This window comes from Pseudomonas sp. MLB6B (assembly GCF_054508135.1).
The window spans coordinates 2,466,151-2,483,573 of the sequence record NZ_CP199313.1 but is presented as its reverse complement, the minus strand read 5'-3'; the positions used below and the strand labels follow the sequence as shown (position 1 = coordinate 2,483,573).

Genomic DNA, 17,423 nt, shown 5'->3' with positions numbered 1-17,423 from the left:
AAGCGTCCGCCCCGCCGTAGGCCAATGCCTTACCCTTACGACAATCACAAGACAAAGAGAACAAAAAGCATGCGCACCCTGACGATCGAGCCCCTGACCCAAGAAGCCTTCGCCCCGTTCGGTGACGTGATCGAAACCGATGGCCGCGACCACTTCATGATCAACAACGGCTCGACCAGGCGTTATCACCAGCTCGCGACCGTCGACACCGCCGAGCTGGGCGACAAGGCGATCATCAGCATCTTCAGCGCCGAGGCGCTGGAAATGCCGCTGACCATCCGCATGCTCGAACGCCATCCGCGGGGCAGCCAGGCTTTCATTCCGCTGCTCGGCAACCCCTTTCTGATCGTGGTCGCGCCTATTGGCGACGAACCTGTATCGGGTCTGGTCCGCGCCTTCCGCACCAACGGCAGGCAGGGCATCAATTACCATCGCGGCGTCTGGCACCATCCGGTGCTGACGATCGAAAAGCGGGATGACTTCCTGGTGGTTGATCGCAGTGGTGCAGGCCACAACTGCGATGAGCATTACTTCACCGAGGAGCAATTGATGGTCCTCAGTCCCAACCAATAAGAAAGGGTCGGTCATCGTCCTGGTGACCGGCATGAGGTACTTACTGTGGAAGCACACCTTCACGAGTGGCTGAACCTGAGCGTGCGCTGGGTTCACATGATCACGGGTGTCGCCTGGATCGGCGCGTCGTTCTATTTCGTCTGGCTGGAGAACAACCTGGATCGGCGTACGCCCCGCGAGGGGCTGTCGGGCGACCTGTGGGCGATCCATGGGGGCGGCATCTACCACCTGGAGAAATACAAGCTGGCCCCGCCGAAGATGCCGGACAACCTGCACTGGTTCAAATGGGAGGCCTATTTCACCTGGATGTCGGGCATCGCCCTGCTCTGCGTGGTGTTCTACTGGAACCCGACGCTGTACCTGCTGGCCCCCGGCAGCACGCTGTCGGGCCCCGAAGGCGTGGCCATCGGCGTAGGCTCGCTGGTAGCCGGCTGGTTCATCTACGACCTGCTCTGCGATTCGGCCCTGGGCAAGCGCCCGATGCTGCTGGGCGGCGTGCTGTTCGTGCTGATCATCGCCGCGTGCTGGGGCTTCAGCCTGGTGTTCAGCGGCCGTGGCGCGTACCTGCACACCGGCGCGATCATGGGCACCATCATGGTCGGCAACGTGTTCCGCATCATCATGCCGGCCCAGCGCCAGCTGGTCGCCGCCATCGAGCAGAACCGCACGCCCGACCCACTGCTGCCGGCCAAGGGCCTGCTGCGCTCGCGGCACAACAACTACTTCACCCTGCCGGTGCTGTTCATCATGATCAGCAACCACTTCCCGAGCACCTACGGCAGCCAGTACAACTGGCTGATCCTGGCCGGCATCGCCGTGGCCGCCGTGTTGATCCGCCACTACTTCAACACCCGCCACGACAGCCACAAGTACGCCTGGACCTTGCCCGCCGGCGCCCTGGCGATGATCTGCCTGGCCTACGTCACCGCGCCCAAGCCGGCGCCGACCAGCCCTGAACAGGCGGCCGTGAAGTACCAGCCGCTGCCGGCCACCGCCATCGGCGGCAAGACGGCCGCCGAGCGCCGCGCCGACGAGGCCGAGCAGGCCAAGCAAGCTGCGGCCGCGCCCAGCCAGGCACCGGCCGAAACGGCGCCCGGCTCCAGCGGCGGTAGCGTCGCCCAAGTGCATGACGTAATCCACCAACGCTGCACCGTGTGCCACTCGGCCACCCCCACCAGCCCACTGTTCAGCACCGCGCCCGGTGGCGTGCTGTTCGACACGCCGCAGCAGATGCATGCCCAGGCCGCGCGTATCCAGGCCCAGGCCGTGGCCAGCCAGATCATGCCCTTGGGCAACATCACGCAGATGACCGTCGAAGAACGCAAGCTGGTCGGCGACTGGATCGCCAAGGGCGCGCCGGTCGAGTGAAGCGCACCCGTCGTACGTAAACCGCAAGTCCTGAGCGACACGCAAGCACCGAGCCCCACGCTGGGGCCGCAGCCTCCAAGCCACTTTCTGGAGGTTGCGGCCCACGCGCGTCGCTCCCTGCTTGCCAGCCGCCTGCAACAAGCAAGCATCGAGCTTCGAGCCCGCGCCTCCAGCCTTCCGACGAAGCTGGAAGCGCAACGCCCGCCGCTTGGATCCGAGAATAAAAACAAGACTCGAGGTGCTGCATGTCCACGTTCTGCAAGGCCGCCGTTCCCCCGGCGCCGCCCCGTCAACCCCTGCCCGCCTTCCAGCTGTTCCTGGTCGGTCTGCAACACGTGCTGCTGATGTACGGCGGCGCGATCGCCGTGCCGCTGATCGTCGGTCAGGCGGCTGGGCTGTCCCGTGAAGACGTCGCCTTCCTGATCAACGCCGACCTGTTGGTCGCCGGTGTCGCCACTGTCGTGCAGTCGCTGGGCATCGGCCCGGTCGGCATCCGCATGCCGGTGATGATGGGCGCCAGTTTCGCCGCGGTCGGCAGCATGGTGGCCATGGCCGGCATGCCCGGCGTCGGCTTGCAGGGCATCTTCGGCGCGACGATCGCCGCCGGCGCATTCGGCCTGCTGATCGCGCCCTTCATGTCCAAGGTGGTGCGCTTCTTCCCGCCGCTGGTCACCGGCACGGTGATCACCTCCATCGGCCTGTCGCTGTTCCCGGTGGCGGTGAACTGGGCCGGTGGCGGCCAGCAGGCCGAGACCTTCGGCTCGCCGCTGTACCTGATGGTGGCCGGCCTGGTGCTGGCGATCATCCTGCTGATCCACCGTTTCATGCGGGGCTTCTGGGTCAACGTGTCGGTGCTGCTGGGCATGGGCCTGGGTTACGTGCTGGCCGGCAGCCTGGGCATGGTCGACCTGTCCGGGCTGGCGCGGGCGCCGTGGTTGCAGGTGGTGACGCCGCTGCACTTCGGTATGCCGACCTTCAGCCTCGCGCCGGTGCTGTCGATGTGCCTGGTGGTGGTGATCATCTTCGTCGAGTCCACCGGCATGTTCCTGGCGCTGGGCCAGGTCACCGACCGCGAGGTCACGCCCGGCATGCTGCGCCGCGGCCTGCTGTGCGATGCCGGCGCCTCGTTGGTGGCCGGGTTGTTCAACACCTTCACCCATTCCTCGTTCGCGCAGAACATCGGCCTGGTGCAGATGACCGGCGTGCGCTGCCGTTACGTGACGGTGATGGCCGGAGCGCTGTTGATCGGCCTCAGCCTGCTGCCCAAGGCGGCCTACCTGATCGCCTCGATTCCGCCGGCGGTGCTGGGCGGCGCTTCGATCGCCATGTTCGGCATGGTCACCGCCACCGGTATCAAAATCCTGCAAGAGGCCGACATCGCCGATCGGCGCAATCAACTGTTGGTGGCGGTGAGCATCGGTTTCGGGCTGATTCCGGTGGTACGCCCCGACTTCTTCGCGCAGCTGCCGGCCTGGATGGCGCCCATCACGCATAGTGGCATTGCCATGGCCACACTCAGCGCGCTGGTGCTGAACGTACTGTTCAACATCCTCGGCGGCGCCGGCCGCGGCGCGCAGCGCGAGGCCTGCCACCACCCCTGAAACCAGGATTGCGGCTGGCCAGGCGCGGCCGGCCCGGCGCCATGCCAGGCGCCAGGCCGGCGGCAACAACCTGACCGAACGATCAGCCGTGCGCTTTCGCGTGCCAGGACGGCGCGCTTGAGGGTCTACGCGCAAGCCAGTAATCTGCGCGCCCTTCGAACAGGACGGTACGGATTTCGTCCGCCTCGCTCACCCATTGCCAGGCATGTCGGCACGACGGAGCGAAGCCTGCGACCGCACCACGAGCCCCCTCTTCATCCGTGCCCAGCGGCACCGAGCAGCGGGCGACGCAGCATCGCAAGCCGATGCCGCGCCGTGTGCGATGAAGTGCGGCCCGTGACTGCGAGTTGACCTAAAAGACAAGAAACGGCGCCAGTCGAGCGCCGCTACCCGACCCAACAGGAGCGACACCTACCATGCGTACCCTCAACAGCCTGATCCTTGCCGGCGGCTTGCTGACCTGCGGCGCCAGCGTCGCCGGCGACCTGCTGCAGTGGCAGAGCAACAGCCTCACCTACCTGTGGGGCAAGAACTTCAAGGTCAACCCCGACACCCAGCAGACCTTCACCTTCGAGCACGCCGACGGCTGGAAATACGGCGACAACTTCTTCTTCATCGACCGCATCTTCTACCAGGGCAAGAAGGACGCCAACGTCGGGCCCAACACCTACTACGGCGAATTCACCCCGCGTCTGTCGTTCGGCAAGATCTTCGACCAGGACCTGTCGTTCGGCCCGATTAAAGACGTGCTACTGGCCATGACCTACGAGTTCGGCGAAGGCGACAGCGAGTCGTACCTGATCGGCCCGGGCTTCGACCTGGCAGTGCCGGGCTTCGACTACTTCCAGGTCAACTTCTACAAGCGCACCACCGACGGCAGCCGGCCGGGTGACGACGTCTGGCAGATCACGCCGGTATGGGCCTACACCCTGCCGCTGGGTTCGTCCGACCTGCTGATCGACGGCTACATGGACTGGGTGGTGGACAACGACGAAAACCGCCGCGGCACCTACCACGCCAACCTGCACTTCAACCCGCAGATCAAGTACGACCTGGGCAAAGCGCTCAAACTCGGCGAGAAGCAGCTGTATGTGGGTGTGGAGTACGACTACTGGAAGAACAAGTACGGCATCAAGGATTCGGACGGTTTCACCACTGACCAGAACACCGCCAGCTTGTTGGTGAAAGTGCACTTCTGAGGGCGGGCGCGCCCGCTCGGGATGCGCCAGGCGGGTAAGCGCGCCATCGATGATGCGGTCATCGGGCGTTTGGAGAAGACCTGTCGGCTGTTTGGCGAGGCCGAGTCAAGCGCAACTGGGCTGCTTCGAGCTCGGCCAGGCTGGCCTGCTCCGTCCGGTCGATCCTGGGCGGGCCACGCGTGAGCTGGCCGAGCCTCTTCCGACCTGTCCGGACGGCTCGAACCTCACTTGGCCGGTTCTTCCTTGCGGGTCGTACCCACGACCTTGCTGACAGCACCCACAACCACGGCGGCGATCATCCCGGCGATGGCACCGATCACGCCAAAGGCGAACATCTTGGCCACCACCGCCCAGCCACCCAGATCGCCCACCAGCGCCTCGAGGAAATGCTCGATCGGCTGGATGCCTTCGGCCACGAAGGTGCCGCCGACCAGGAACATCGCCACCGTGCCGATCCACGACAGCGCCTTCATCAGCACCGGCGCCGAGGCCACTAGCGCGCCGCCGATCTTCTTCCGCAGCGTGCCCTTGGTCTTGAGCAGCTTGAAACCCACGTCGTCCATTCTGACGATGCCTGCGACCGCGCCGTAGACGCCGGCCGTCATGGCGATGGAAATGACGATCAGGGTCACGATCTGCTGCATCAAAGGCGCGGCCGCCACCACGTTCAAGGTGATGACGGTGATTTCCGCGCTGAGGATGAAATCGGTGCGGATGGCGCCTTTGACCTTGCGTTTCTCGTAGGCCGCCAGCGCCTCCGGGGTTTTCGGCACGGCCTTGGCTTCGCGCGCTTCGGCCTCTTCGCCGCCGCGCTGGAACTTCTCCTTGATCGCTTCGAAGCCCTCATAGCAGAGGTAGATGCCGCCGGCCATCAGCAGCCACTTCACCGACCAGGGTGCGAAGGCGTTGAGCAGCAACGCGCACGGTACCAGGATCGCCTTGTTCAGCAACGAACCCTTGAACACAGCCCAGACCACGGGCAGCTCGCGGTCGGCGCGCATGCCGGTGACCTGCTCGGCATTCACCGCCAGGTCGTCGCTGAGCACGCTCGCGGTCTTTTTCGCCGCCACCTTGCTCATCAGGGAGATGTCATCGAGCAGTGCGGCGATATCGTCCAACAATGCGAAGAAACTGCTGCCAGCCATGTCTGTGTTTCCTGAGTCGATTGATGCGGTGCCCGCAGGCCCCATGGCCGGCCAGGCCCAGCGCGAGCCGGCGCCTGGCGGCGAGGGAATGGGATACAGACCGAGCGGGCACCGAGGAGTTCTGCGCGATGGCCGTCGCGCCGGCTCCGGGCTTGGTGGTGCGCAGTAGACCGATGTGCGTAGCGCCTTTGCGCCTGCGAACCGATGAGCTGAGCATCGACCGGGCTGCAAGGCGTCGCGCTCGCGGCGGTAAGCCGCCGGGATGAGATGCGCAATGGGCTATCGCATCCCGCCATCGCGATTGCACACTCCTGCGCCGAGGCGCTGGGCAGGCTGCCGGGCGCCGCCTTGAGCGCGCTTCCGGCACGGTGCTACCATGCCGCCCCGCTTGCCGCTGTAGGCCGATAGAGGAAGTGTCCGGACCATGAGCACCATTCGTGAGCGCAACAAGGCACTGATCCTGCGTGCGGCCAGCGAGGAGTTCGCCGACAAGGGCTTCGCGGCCACCAAGACCAGCGACATCGCCGCCAAGGCCGGGCTGCCCAAACCCAACGTCTATTACTACTTCAAGTCCAAGGACAACCTGTACCGCGAGGTGCTGGAAAGCATCATCGCGCCGATCATGCAGGCGTCCACGCCGTTCAACGCCGACGGTGACCCCCAGCAGGTGCTCAGCGCCTACATCCGTTCCAAGATCCGCATTTCCCGCGACCTGCCGCATGCGTCGAAAGTGTTCGCCAGCGAGATCATGCACGGCGCGCCGCACCTGTCGACGGCCCAGGCCGAGCAGTTGAACGCGCAAGCGCGGCACAACATCGCCTGCATCGAGCAATGGATCGAGCGCGGGCAGATCGCGTCGATCGATCCACACCACCTGATGTTCAGCATCTGGGCGGCGACGCAGACCTACGCGGATTTCGACTGGCAGATTTCGGCGGTGACCGGCAAGGCGAAGTTGGCCGACAGCGACTACGAAGCGGCGGCGCAGACCATCATTCGCCTGGTGCTCAAGGGGTGCGAGCCGGACGCCGGCTGAGGGCACGACTTACCGCTGACTCCCTGTGGGAGCGGCTTCAGCCGCGATGGCCGGCGCAGCCGGCCCAAGCGCTAGCGCCTCCGACACGCCATACGCCGTGCTTGGACTGGGCTGGCGGTGCCGGCCATCGCGGCTAATCGGAGCGCCGAATCGGCCGCTCCTACACCCCCACCCCCGCATCCGCCTTCAACCCCACCGCCTCTATCGCACTGATGGCGCACTGCTCGTCGATGTCGGAGGTGTCGCCGCTGATGCCTACCGCACCGAGCACCTTGCCGTCCGCGTCGCGGATCAGCACGCCGCCCGGCACCGGCACCACGGGCCGCTCGCCCAGGCCATTGAGGGCGGCGAAGAAGGCCGGGCGTTGCTGCGCGTCCAGCGCCAGCAGACGCGAGCCCTTGCCCAGCGCGATCGCCCCCCAGGCCTTGCCGATGGCGATGTCGGGACGCATCAGACTGGCGCCGTCTTCGCGCTGCAGGGTCAGCAGATGGCCGCCGGCATCGAGCACGGCCACGGTCAGCGGCGCGGCCTCAATGGTGCGGCCGACGGCCAGGGCGGCGGTCACCAGGCCGACGGCGGACTTGAGCGTCAGGGGGTTCATGGAAAGGTCCTCTTGTTGTTGTGGACGCCCGCAGGCGATTGCAAACCGAAGCCGTCACTAGAACACAATAGTATCGATAATTGTATACAATATTTTTAAACGATCGTCTCAAAACATGCCAAAACACCTTCCATTCAGCACGAGTCCCGATCATTCGGCTTTCAACGAAAGGTGTTGACCACCGCAAGAAAGCATGAATACACTTCATCGCAACAAAAGTTGTATACAATTACAAAATCGATGAGGCACAACCCATGAGCAAAATGAGAGCAATCGATGCGGCCGTGCTTGTCATGCGCCGCGAAGGCGTCGACACCGCCTTCGGCATTCCAGGCGCAGCCATCAACCCGCTGTATTCGGCGTTGAAGAAAGCCGGTGGCATCGATCACATCCTCGCGCGCCATGTCGAAGGTGCCTCGCACATGGCCGAGGGCTACACCCGCGCCAACCCCGGCAACATCGGCGTCTGCATCGGCACCTCGGGTCCGGCCGGCACCGATATGGTCACCGGCCTCTACAGCGCCTCGGCCGACTCCATTCCCATCCTCAGCATCACCGGCCAAGCACCGCGTGCGCGCCTGCACAAGGAAGACTTCCAGGCCGTCGACATCACCAGCATCGTCAAGCCGGTGACCAAATGGGCCACCACCGTGCTAGAACCCGGCCAGGTGCCTTACGCCTTCCAGAAAGCCTTCTACGAAATGCGCAGCGGCCGCCCGGGCCCGGTGCTGATCGACCTGCCCTTCGACGTGCAGATGGCCGAAATCGAATTCGACATCGACGCCTACGAGCCGCTGCCGGTGCACAAGCCCGCTGCCTCACGGGTGCAGGTCGAAAAGGCTTTAGCCATGCTCAACGACGCCGAACGTCCGCTGCTGGTGGCCGGTGGCGGCATCATCAATGCCGATGCCAGCGACAAACTGGTGGCCTTCGCCGAGCTGGTCGGCGTGCCGGTGATCCCGACCCTGATGGGCTGGGGCACCCTGCCCGACGACCACCCGCTGATGGTCGGCATGGTCGGCCTGCAAACCTCGCACCGCTACGGCAACGCCACCCTGCTCGCATCCGACCTGGTGCTGGGCATCGGCAACCGCTGGGCCAACCGCCACACCGGCTCCGTGGACGTCTACACCCAAGGCCGGCGCTTCATCCACGTCGACATCGAACCGACCCAGATCGGCCGCGTGTTCACTCCGGACCTGGGCATCGTGTCCGACGCCGGCAGCGCCCTGGACCGCTTCATCGAAGTGGCCCGCGAATGGAAAGCCGCCGGCAAGCTCAAGGACCGCCGCCAGTGGCTCGCCGACTGCCAGCAGCGCAAAGCCAAACTGCAGCGCAAGACCCATTTCGACAACGTGCCGGTCAAGCCGCAGCGCGTGTACCAGGAAATGAACAAGGTGTTCGGCAAGGACACCTGCTACGTCAGCACCATCGGCCTGTCGCAGATCGCCGGCGCGCAGTTCCTGCATGTGTACAGGCCGCGGCACTGGATCAACTGCGGCCAGGCCGGCCCCTTGGGCTGGACCATTCCCGCCGCCCTCGGCGTGGTCAAGGCCGACCCGTCGCGCAAGGTGGTGGCGCTGTCGGGCGACTACGACTTCCAGTTCATGATCGAAGAGCTGGCGGTGGGCGCGCAGTTCAACCTGCCTTATGTGCACGTGCTGGTGAACAACGCCTACCTGGGGCTGATCCGCCAGGCCCAGCGCGGCTTCGAGATGGACTACTGCGTGCAGTTGGCCTTCGAAAACATCAACGCCAGCGACGCCAGCAGCTATGGTGTGGACCATGTGGCCGTGGTCGAGGGCCTGGGCTGCAAGGCGCTGCGCGTATTCGAGCCGGCCGAGATCGGCCCGGCGCTGGTCAAGGCGCAAGACATGGCGCAAGCGTTGCGGGTACCGGTGGTGGTGGAGATCATCCTGGAACGGGTGACCAACATTTCCATGGGCACCGAGATCGACGCGGTCAACGAATTCGAAGACCTCGCGCTGATCGGTAACGACGCCCCCACTGCGATTTCGCTGCTCGACTGAACGTCCGACGCCCCGGCGCCCGCTTCGCGGCGCTGGGCCTATATCCGCTAGGAGACCCACCATGCCTCGCTTCGCCGCCAACCTGTCGATGCTGTTCACCGAACAGGACTTCCTGGCCCGGTTCAAGGCCGCCGCCGATGCCGGCTTCACCGGGGTCGAGTACCTCTTTCCCTACGATTACCGCGCCGAGGAGATTCGCCAGCAACTGGACGCCAACGGCCTGACCCAGGTGCTGTTCAACCTGCCGGCCGGCGACTGGAGCCAGGGCGAGCGCGGCATCGCCTGCCACCCGGACCGCGTCGAGCAGTTCCGCGCCGGTGTCGACCAGGCCATCGAATACGCCCGAGTGCTGGGCAATACCCAGGTCAACTGCCTGGCCGGCATTCGCCCGCAAGGCGTGGACGAGCACCGGGTGCGCGCCACCTTCGTCGACAACCTGCGCTATGCCGCCGAGCGCTTGCATGCGGCCGGCCTGCGCCTGGTCATGGAGATGATCAACACCCGCGACATCCCCGGTTTCTACCTCAATACCACCGCCCAGGCGCTGGACATCCGGGCCGAGGTCGGCAGCGACAACCTGTTCCTGCAGTACGACATCTACCACATGCAGATCATGGAGGGCGACCTGGCGCGCAGCCTGGAGAACAACCTGGCGCTAATCAACCATGTGCAGTTGGCCGACAACCCTGGGCGCCACGAGCCGGGCACCGGCGAGATCAACTACCACTTCCTGTTCGCGCACCTGGACCGCATCGGCTACCGGGGCTGGGTAGGCGCCGAGTACAAGCCGCTGAGCACGACCGAGGCGGGGCTTGGCTGGTTGAAGACGCACAACGTGGTCTGACGGTGTTTCCTGGCGTACGAGGGTACGGTACGCCAAGGCAGCGGCGTCTGGTCGGCTTACCCGCCGCGCCCCCTGAGCGCAAACCCCTGCTCCCACCTTCCAATAAAAAAGAGGCACCCGCACATGGCTAAGATCGGTTTCATCGGCACGGGCATCATGGGTAAACCCATGGCCCTCAACCTGCTCAAGGCAGGCCATGACCTGTTCGTCTCCGAACACCACAGCAAGGCCCCGGCCGACCTGCTCGAGGCCGGCGCGGTAGCGCTGGCGAGCCCGAAAGAGGTGGCCCAGGAAGCGGAGTTCGTCATCGTCATCGTTCCCGACACGCCCCAGGTCGAGAGCGTGCTGTTCGACGACGGTGGCGTGGCGCAGGGCCTGAGCGCGAACAAGGTGGTGATCGACATGAGTTCGATCTCGCCCACCGCCACCAAGGCCTTCGCCACGCGCATCGGCGAACTGGGCGCGGCCTATCTGGACGCGCCGGTGTCCGGTGGCGAAGTCGGCGCCAAGGCCGCGACCCTGAGCATCATGATCGGCGGTTGCGAAAAAGCCTTCGCACGTGCCCTGCCGCTGTTCCAGGCCATGGGCAAGAACATCACCCACGTCGGCGCCAGCGGTGACGGCCAGACCGCCAAGGTGGCCAACCAGATCATCGTCGCGCTGAACATCCAGGCCGTCGGCGAAGCGCTGCTGTTCGCCGCCAGGAACGGCGCGGACCCGGCCAAGGTGCGTGCGGCGCTGATGGGCGGCTTCGCCTCGTCGAAGATTCTCGAGGTGCATGCCGAACGCATGATCAAAGGCACCTTCGACCCCGGCTTCAAGATCAACCTGCACCAGAAAGACCTCAACCTGGCCCTGCAAGGCGCCAAGGAGCTGGGCATCAACCTGCCCAACACCTCCAACGCGCAACAGGTGTTCAGCACCTGCGTGGCGCTGGGCGGCGGCAACTGGGACCACTCGGCGCTGATCAAGGGCCTGGAGCACATGGCCAATTTCTCGATCCGCGACGAGGACTGAGCTGTCTCACGGGAGTGCCTGGTCAGCGCTTCTGCAACGCGCAACACCCGCCCCGCATTCGGCCTGCACGGAAGCCGAATGCGGGGCGGTTCTGATTTGCACAACAACAACGATTGGGAGCTTGCCATGTCGGACGATCCGCAAACCTTACTCCGCGCGCTGTTCGATGCCGCGGTCGCCGCAGCCCACCCGCGCCAGGTCCTCGAACCCTGCCTGCCCGCCGACCGCAGCGGCCGGGTGATCGTGATCGGCGCCGGCAAGGCCGCCGCGGCCATGGCCGAGGTGGTGGAAAAGCACTGGCAAGGCGACGTCAGCGGCCTGGTGGTGACCCGCTACGGCCACGGCGCCAGCTGCCAGAAGATCGAAGTGGTCGAAGCCGCGCACCCGGTGCCCGACGCCGCCGGCCTGGCCGTGGCCGAACGCGTGCTGGCGATGGTCAGCGACCTTAGCGAAGACGACCGGGTGATCTTCCTGCTCTCCGGCGGCGGCTCGGCGCTGCTGGCCCTGCCCGCCCCCGGCCTGACCCTGGCCGACAAGCAACAGGTGAACAAAGCCCTGCTCAAATCCGGCGCCACCATCGGCGAGATGAACTGCGTGCGCAAGCACCTCTCGGCGATCAAGGGCGGTCGCCTGGCCAAGGCCTGCTGGCCGGCCACCGTCTACACCTATGCGATTTCCGACGTGCCGGGCGACCTGGCCACGGTAATCGCTTCCGGCCCGACGGTGGCCGACCCAACCACCCGCCACGACGCCCTGGCCGTGCTCAAGCGCTATGCCATCGACGCACCGCAGGCGGTGCTCGACTGGCTCGACGACCCGGCCTCGGAAACGGTCAAAGCGGGCGATCCGGTACTGTCGCGCAGCCATTTCCAACTGATCGCCAAGCCCCAGCAATCCCTGGAGGCTGCCGCCGTGAAAGCGCGTCAGGCCGGCTACAGCCCGCTGATTCTCGGTGACCTGGAGGGCGAATCGCGGGAAGTGGCCAAGGTGCATGCCGGCATCGCCCGCCAGATCGTGCTGCACGGCCAGCCGCTCAAACCGCCGTGCATCATCCTGTCCGGTGGCGAAACCACCGTCACCGTGCGCGGCAACGGCCGCGGCGGGCGCAACGCCGAGTTCCTGCTCAGCCTAACCGACAGCCTCAAGGGCCTGCCCGGCGTCTATGCGCTGGCGGGGGACACCGATGGCATCGACGGCTCGGAAGACAACGCCGGCGCCCTCATGACCCCCGACAGCTACGCCCGCGCCGCCGCGCTCGGGCTGTCGGCCACCGACGAGCTGGACAACAACAACGGCTATGGCTACTTCGAGGCCCTGGACGCGCTGATCGTCACCGAGCCGACGCGCACCAACGTCAACGACTTCCGCGCCATCCTCATCCTCGAGACTCCGTACCCATGACCGTCGACAAGAAAGTCAAGATCCTCGCCACGCTGGGCCCGGCCACCCGCAGCGTCGACGACGTGCGCCAGCTGGTCGAGACCGGGGTGAACATCTTTCGCCTGAACTACAGCCACGGCGAGCATGCCGACCACGCCCAACGCTACGACTGGATTCGCGACGTCGAGCGCCAGCTCAACCGGCCGCTGGGCATCCTCATGGACCTGCAAGGCCCCAAGCTGCGCGTCGGCCGGTTCGCCGAGGGCAAGGTGCAGTTGCGACGCGGCCAGCCACTGCGCCTGGACCTGGACGCCACCCCCGGCGATGCCTCGCGCGTCAACCTGCCCCACCCGGAGATCATCGCCGCGCTGGAGCCGGGCATGGACCTGCTGCTCGACGATGGCAAGCTGCGCCTGCGCGTGGTGGGCAAGCACCTCGATGCCATCGACACCGAGGTGGTGGACGGTGGCGAGCTGTCCGACCGCAAGGGCGTCAACGTGCCGCAAGCGATGCTGGAGCTGTCGCCGCTGACCGACAAGGACCGCCGCGACCTGGCGTTCGGCCTGGAACTGGGGGTCGACTGGGTGGCGCTGTCGTTCGTGCAGCGCCCGCAAGACCTCATCGAGGCCCGCGAGCTGATCGGCGACCGCGCTTACCTGATGGCAAAGATCGAGAAACCGTCGGCGGTGACGCAACTGCAGGCCATCGCCGAGCTGGCCGACGCGATCATGGTCGCCCGCGGCGACCTGGGCGTGGAAGTGCCGGCCGAGCGCGTGCCGCAGATCCAGAAAAGCATCGTTGGCGTGTGTCGCCAGCTGGGCAAACCGGTGGTGGTGGCCACGCAGATGCTCGAATCGATGCGCTTCTCCCCGGCGCCGACCCGTGCCGAGGTCACCGATGTGGCCAACGCCGTGGCCGAAGGTGCCGATGCGGTGATGCTGTCGGCCGAGACCGCCTCGGGGGAGTACCCCCTCGAAGCGGTGCGGATGATGGGCAAGATCATCCGCCAAGTGGAGAACGGCCCGGACTACCAGGCGCAACTCGACGTGGGCCGGCCTAAAGCCGAGGCCACGGTGTCGGACGCCATCAGCTGCGCGATCCGCCGCATCAGCGGCATCCTGCCAGTGGCGGTGCTGGTCAACTACAGCGAATCGGGCGCCTCGACCCTGCGCGCGGCCCGCGAACGGCCCCGCGCGCCGATCCTCAACCTCACGCCCAACCGCCGTACCGCGCGGCGGCTGAGCGTGACCTGGGGCGTGCATTCGGTGGTCAACGACCGCCTGCACCAGGTCGACGAGATCTGCTCCACGGCCCTGGAAATCGCCCAGGCGCAAGGAATGGCGCAGTTGGGCGACACCTTGCTGATCACGGCGGGTGTGCCTTTTGGCAAGCCGGGCACGACCAATACGCTACGGATCGAGGTGCTGGTGTAGCGCGCTTTGGGCGAGCCAACGATGGCGCTCCTGCGGCCACGCCCAGCAATGGGGTCGGTCGCGGGCATCGTGCCTTGCGGATGGCCCCACGTCAGGCGAGCTGCATCACCCATTCCCAGGCATACATTTCCCATCACTCCGCCGACGCCCCATGTACACCAAGAACTTCGTCAACCCTTGCCCCGACTGGGCTACGGCCTTGCTCAACGGTTTCAGCCAGGTACTGCTGCTGCGCAGCCCGCCGTGCGGCCTGTGCTGCCTGCTGGCCATTCTGCTCACCGCCCCGACGTTGGTCGGCGGCGCCCTGCTCGGCGCCCTCGCCGGCCTGCTCACGGCCCAGCGTCGCGGCTACGACCGCGCCGACCGCCAGGCCGGCTTGTACTGCTACAACGGCGTGCTGATCGGCATCCTGATCTGCGCGGTGCTGCCGTGGTCGGCCATCTTGCCGCCGCTGATCATCGCGGCCGGGGGGTTGTCGAGCATCGTCACGCACCAGTGGCGCAAGCGTGGGGGCAGGTTGCTGGTGGCGTATACGGCGCCGTTCGTGTTGTTGGGGTGGGCGACGTTGCTGCTGGCCGAGCCGAAGGTGCCAGCGGTCGTCGAGGCGAATCCGTTGCACGGGCTGTTACGCGGCGTGGGGCAGATATTTCTACTGGACCACCCATTGGCAGGACTGCTTGTTGTGGTGGGCCTGCTCATCGCACAGCCGTATGCGGCCATGTGGGCGGTGATCGGCTCGGCGCTTGGTGGCGGGGTGGCACTGCTGGCGGGTCAGGAGCAGGCGGCGTGGATGGGGCTGTGTGGATTCAATGCGGCGCTGGCGGCGTTGGCGTTCAGCCGGCAGGGGGAGCGACCGTGGGTGACGCTGCTGGCGATCACCCTGGCGCTGGTGTTGCAGCCGGCGTTCGAGCTGATGCCGGTGGCGGGGTTGACGGCACCGTTCGTGGTGGGGTGTTGGTTGATGCAAGGCACAATTTCGTTAGTGGATTTGGCCGCTGTGAACCGCGCTCGATCATCTGACTGATACTTCAGTATTCCTGAAGGCAGCGCACTCGTTCGCATCGACGCCCCAACGATGAGCATCTTCGATCAGGAAGATGCTCATGGATAGACCCTCCACGCTTACTACTGTGCCTCTGCAGCTTGGTGTGATCCACCCACGATGCGAACATGGCCCCATCAGGTCTTGCCCCTTATACGACTCATCTCAGCCACAGACGTACCGCACTGATCTATGGCTCCAGCATGCGTATTGCCTGAAGCGTTCGGATTGAAAACACGCATTCCATCTCTATCGATAAGCATCTCAGGCCCAAAGTTTCCACTGGCCAGGTCCGACACCCTGGCAAACATTGGATTAACGGACCACCTCTTATAACCCGCCCGTTGGAAAACATCTGAATACCCCTCCAGCGAAACACTTGCAAACGTGGAGCTTTGGGCAGCGGTTTGGCTTTGAACCGTTTTCGTTTTTATAAAAAGACTCATGTCAGTACTGACGAAAAAATCCCCTTGGATATCTCCGGGGTTCAATCCATCTGGCTTCGAAGCCTTGCTCACAAGCGTACCTGCAAAACCGCCCGTATGAGAACGCGCACGGAATTCAGTGAACGTATTTTTCCCTGCGTCGTATTGGTAGCCTGCTAGACGTTGATTTTTATGGGATGCGAGGAGAGCTGGACCAAGCTCATGGAGCCGCTTCAAATTGTTATGCAGGCCTGGGGAATGACCGGAGTCATCCCTTTTATTGATGGGATCGTTCTGGCAATACACATAAGCGTTAAGGCCTCCAACACCGAACGGACTCAAACTGTCGCTGCTACAAAAGCGCATCAAGGCCGGCGAATAGCTGCGTTGCCCTGCACCCAGCGGGTAGCTGTGCGTCGTACGATCCAACCAGTGTCCATTGAAGGCGAGAAGCGCCTTGGTGCGCGTTCCCATCCAACAATAGGGAGAAAAGGAACAGCGGTGCTCACCGTCAGACACCCCCAAGACCGTTTGGGCGCGGTCGATAAGCAGCGTTCGTACACCCTGGTCAGAAGGCAACTCTGCCAATGGCATACCGGTGCGGAATAAGCGAGTCGAAGACAATCCAACGGTCGCTAGGACCAGTGTGTCGTTCCCATAGAAATAGGCTGATTTCATTGAGGTTGCTTCCTTAGGATCCACTGGTCGACTGTCTCACAGTGATCACCTGCCCGCTGCTGGCATTTCTGCCAGGCTCGAACACGCTTGTCAGTATTAGATAACCCTTCTGGGCTTATGCCCCCTTTCAAGACCTGACCATTCGATGTCAACCACCTTTCGTGAACGCCTTTACGTCATGGTCTTCCAGAGCGACACCGTTGCCGGACGTCGCTTCGACAAGATCCTCCTGCTGATCATCCTCGCCAGCCTGGTCACGGTCATCCTCGACAGCATCAGCGAGGTCCACCGCAGCTACTCCGGCGTACTGGCCGCTATCGAGTGGGGCTTCACCACCATCTTCCTGCTCGAATACCTGACCCGCCTGTACAGCTCGCCCAAGCCCTTGCGCTACGCCTTCAGCTTCTATGGCCTGGTCGATCTGCTGGCGATCGTGCCGGGGATCATCGCCCTGTACTACAGCGACGCGCAGTACCTGCTGATCGTGCGGGTGATCCGCATGCTGCGCATCTTCCGCGTGCTCAAGCTCAGTCCCTACCTGAACCAGGCCGACTACCTGCTCAAGGCGCTGCGCGGCAGCAAGCAGAAGATCATCGTGTTCCTGGTCAGCGTCTCGACCCTGGTGACCGTGTTCGGCACCTTGATGTACGTGATCGAAGGGCCCGAGCATGGCTTCACCAGCATTCCCAAGGGCATCTACTGGGCCATCGTGACCCTGACCACCGTGGGCTTCGGCGACATCGTGCCGCAGACGCCCTTGGGCCAGGTGCTGTCGTCGCTGGTGATGATCACCGGTTATTCGATCATCGCCGTGCCCACCGGCATCTTCACCGCCGAACTGGCCAACGCCATGCGTGGGGAGCGCTTGCAGCAGGATTGCCCGCGTTGCGCCAAGCCCCAGCACGAGCAGACTGCGGCGTTCTGCTCGCGCTGTGGCAGCAGCCTGTTCGGCAAGGGTTGAGCGGCCGCCGCTGCGCGCATACCTGTCATGGGCCGTGAGGCGGCCCAGATCCTGACGATGCCTGGCTACAGCGATGCCAGGCCTGCGGCC

Annotated in this window: 15 protein-coding genes; 12 read left to right on the top strand and 3 right to left on the bottom strand. The window is 64.8% G+C overall.

The window, feature by feature from the left end:
• Positions 1-69 precede the first annotated feature (69 nt).
• The 4 genes from ACSMEV_RS10995 (at position 70) to ACSMEV_RS10980 (ending at position 4,741) form a co-directional block, all read left to right on the top strand.
• Positions 70-573, top strand: coding sequence for an ureidoglycolate lyase (locus tag ACSMEV_RS10995; RefSeq protein ID WP_459205187.1), 504 nt, complete (start codon positions 70-72; stop codon positions 571-573).
• 45 nt (positions 574-618) lie between these two features.
• Entirely contained in the window at positions 619-1,941 is a 1,323-nt protein-coding gene (locus tag ACSMEV_RS10990) for a urate hydroxylase PuuD (RefSeq protein ID WP_459205186.1), read from the top strand.
• 245 nt (positions 1,942-2,186) lie between these two features.
• Entirely contained in the window at positions 2,187-3,542 is a 1,356-nt protein-coding gene (locus ACSMEV_RS10985; RefSeq protein WP_459205185.1) for a nucleobase:cation symporter-2 family protein, read from the top strand.
• Positions 3,543-3,958: 416 nt separating this feature from the next.
• Positions 3,959-4,741 carry an outer membrane protein OmpK gene (locus ACSMEV_RS10980; protein ID WP_459205184.1) on the top strand — a complete coding sequence of 261 codons (783 nt, stop codon included), beginning with the start codon at positions 3,959-3,961 and terminating at the stop codon, positions 4,739-4,741.
• Positions 4,742-4,965: 224 nt separating this feature from the next.
• Here ACSMEV_RS10980 and ACSMEV_RS10975 read toward each other — a convergent pair whose 3' ends face one another.
• On the bottom strand, positions 4,966-5,886 hold the full coding sequence (locus ACSMEV_RS10975; protein ID WP_459205183.1) for a DUF808 domain-containing protein: 921 nt from the start codon (positions 5,884-5,886) through the stop codon (positions 4,966-4,968).
• A gap of 424 nt (positions 5,887-6,310) precedes the next feature.
• Between ACSMEV_RS10975 and ACSMEV_RS10970 the strand changes: the two genes are divergently transcribed.
• On the top strand, positions 6,311-6,922 hold the full coding sequence (locus tag ACSMEV_RS10970) for a TetR/AcrR family transcriptional regulator (RefSeq protein WP_459205182.1): 612 nt from the start codon (positions 6,311-6,313) through the stop codon (positions 6,920-6,922).
• Between the two features lie 160 nt (positions 6,923-7,082).
• Here the strand turns inward: ACSMEV_RS10970 and ACSMEV_RS10965 are convergent, their stop codons facing one another.
• On the bottom strand, positions 7,083-7,523 hold the full coding sequence (locus ACSMEV_RS10965; RefSeq protein WP_296264147.1) for a GlcG/HbpS family heme-binding protein: 441 nt from the start codon (positions 7,521-7,523) through the stop codon (positions 7,083-7,085).
• A 254-nt stretch (positions 7,524-7,777) separates the two neighbouring features.
• Here ACSMEV_RS10965 and gcl point away from each other — a divergent pair, with 254 nt between their 5' ends.
• From gcl to ACSMEV_RS10935, 6 genes are all read left to right on the top strand, one after another.
• Complete coding sequence (gcl, locus tag ACSMEV_RS10960) at positions 7,778-9,553, top strand: glyoxylate carboligase (RefSeq protein WP_459205181.1); 1,776 nt, start codon at positions 7,778-7,780, stop codon at positions 9,551-9,553.
• 61 nt (positions 9,554-9,614) lie between these two features.
• The gene (gene hyi, locus ACSMEV_RS10955) at positions 9,615-10,397 is read left to right on the top strand and encodes a hydroxypyruvate isomerase (protein ID WP_459205180.1); all 783 of its coding nucleotides are present in this window, start codon (positions 9,615-9,617) and stop codon (positions 10,395-10,397) included.
• A gap of 123 nt (positions 10,398-10,520) precedes the next feature.
• Positions 10,521-11,414, top strand: a complete 894-nt coding sequence (locus ACSMEV_RS10950) for a 2-hydroxy-3-oxopropionate reductase (protein WP_459205179.1) — start codon at positions 10,521-10,523, stop codon at positions 11,412-11,414.
• A gap of 126 nt (positions 11,415-11,540) precedes the next feature.
• The gene (locus ACSMEV_RS10945) at positions 11,541-12,815 is read left to right on the top strand and encodes a glycerate kinase type-2 family protein (RefSeq protein WP_459208327.1); all 1,275 of its coding nucleotides are present in this window, start codon (positions 11,541-11,543) and stop codon (positions 12,813-12,815) included.
• Complete coding sequence (gene pyk, locus ACSMEV_RS10940) at positions 12,812-14,227, top strand: pyruvate kinase (RefSeq protein ID WP_459205178.1); 1,416 nt, start codon at positions 12,812-12,814, stop codon at positions 14,225-14,227. The genes ACSMEV_RS10945 and pyk overlap by 4 nt, the downstream gene beginning before the upstream one ends.
• A gap of 151 nt (positions 14,228-14,378) precedes the next feature.
• Positions 14,379-15,251 (top strand): urea transporter, encoded by an 873-nt coding sequence (locus ACSMEV_RS10935; protein WP_459205177.1) that lies wholly within the window; start codon positions 14,379-14,381, stop codon positions 15,249-15,251.
• A gap of 155 nt (positions 15,252-15,406) precedes the next feature.
• Here ACSMEV_RS10935 and ACSMEV_RS10930 read toward each other — a convergent pair whose 3' ends face one another.
• The gene (locus ACSMEV_RS10930) at positions 15,407-16,372 is read right to left on the bottom strand and encodes an RHS repeat-associated core domain-containing protein (RefSeq protein ID WP_459205176.1); all 966 of its coding nucleotides are present in this window, start codon (positions 16,370-16,372) and stop codon (positions 15,407-15,409) included.
• A 145-nt stretch (positions 16,373-16,517) separates the two neighbouring features.
• Here ACSMEV_RS10930 and ACSMEV_RS10925 point away from each other — a divergent pair, with 145 nt between their 5' ends.
• Complete coding sequence (locus ACSMEV_RS10925) at positions 16,518-17,333, top strand: ion transporter (RefSeq protein WP_459205175.1); 816 nt, start codon at positions 16,518-16,520, stop codon at positions 17,331-17,333.
• The last annotated feature ends 90 nt before the right edge of the window (positions 17,334-17,423 follow it).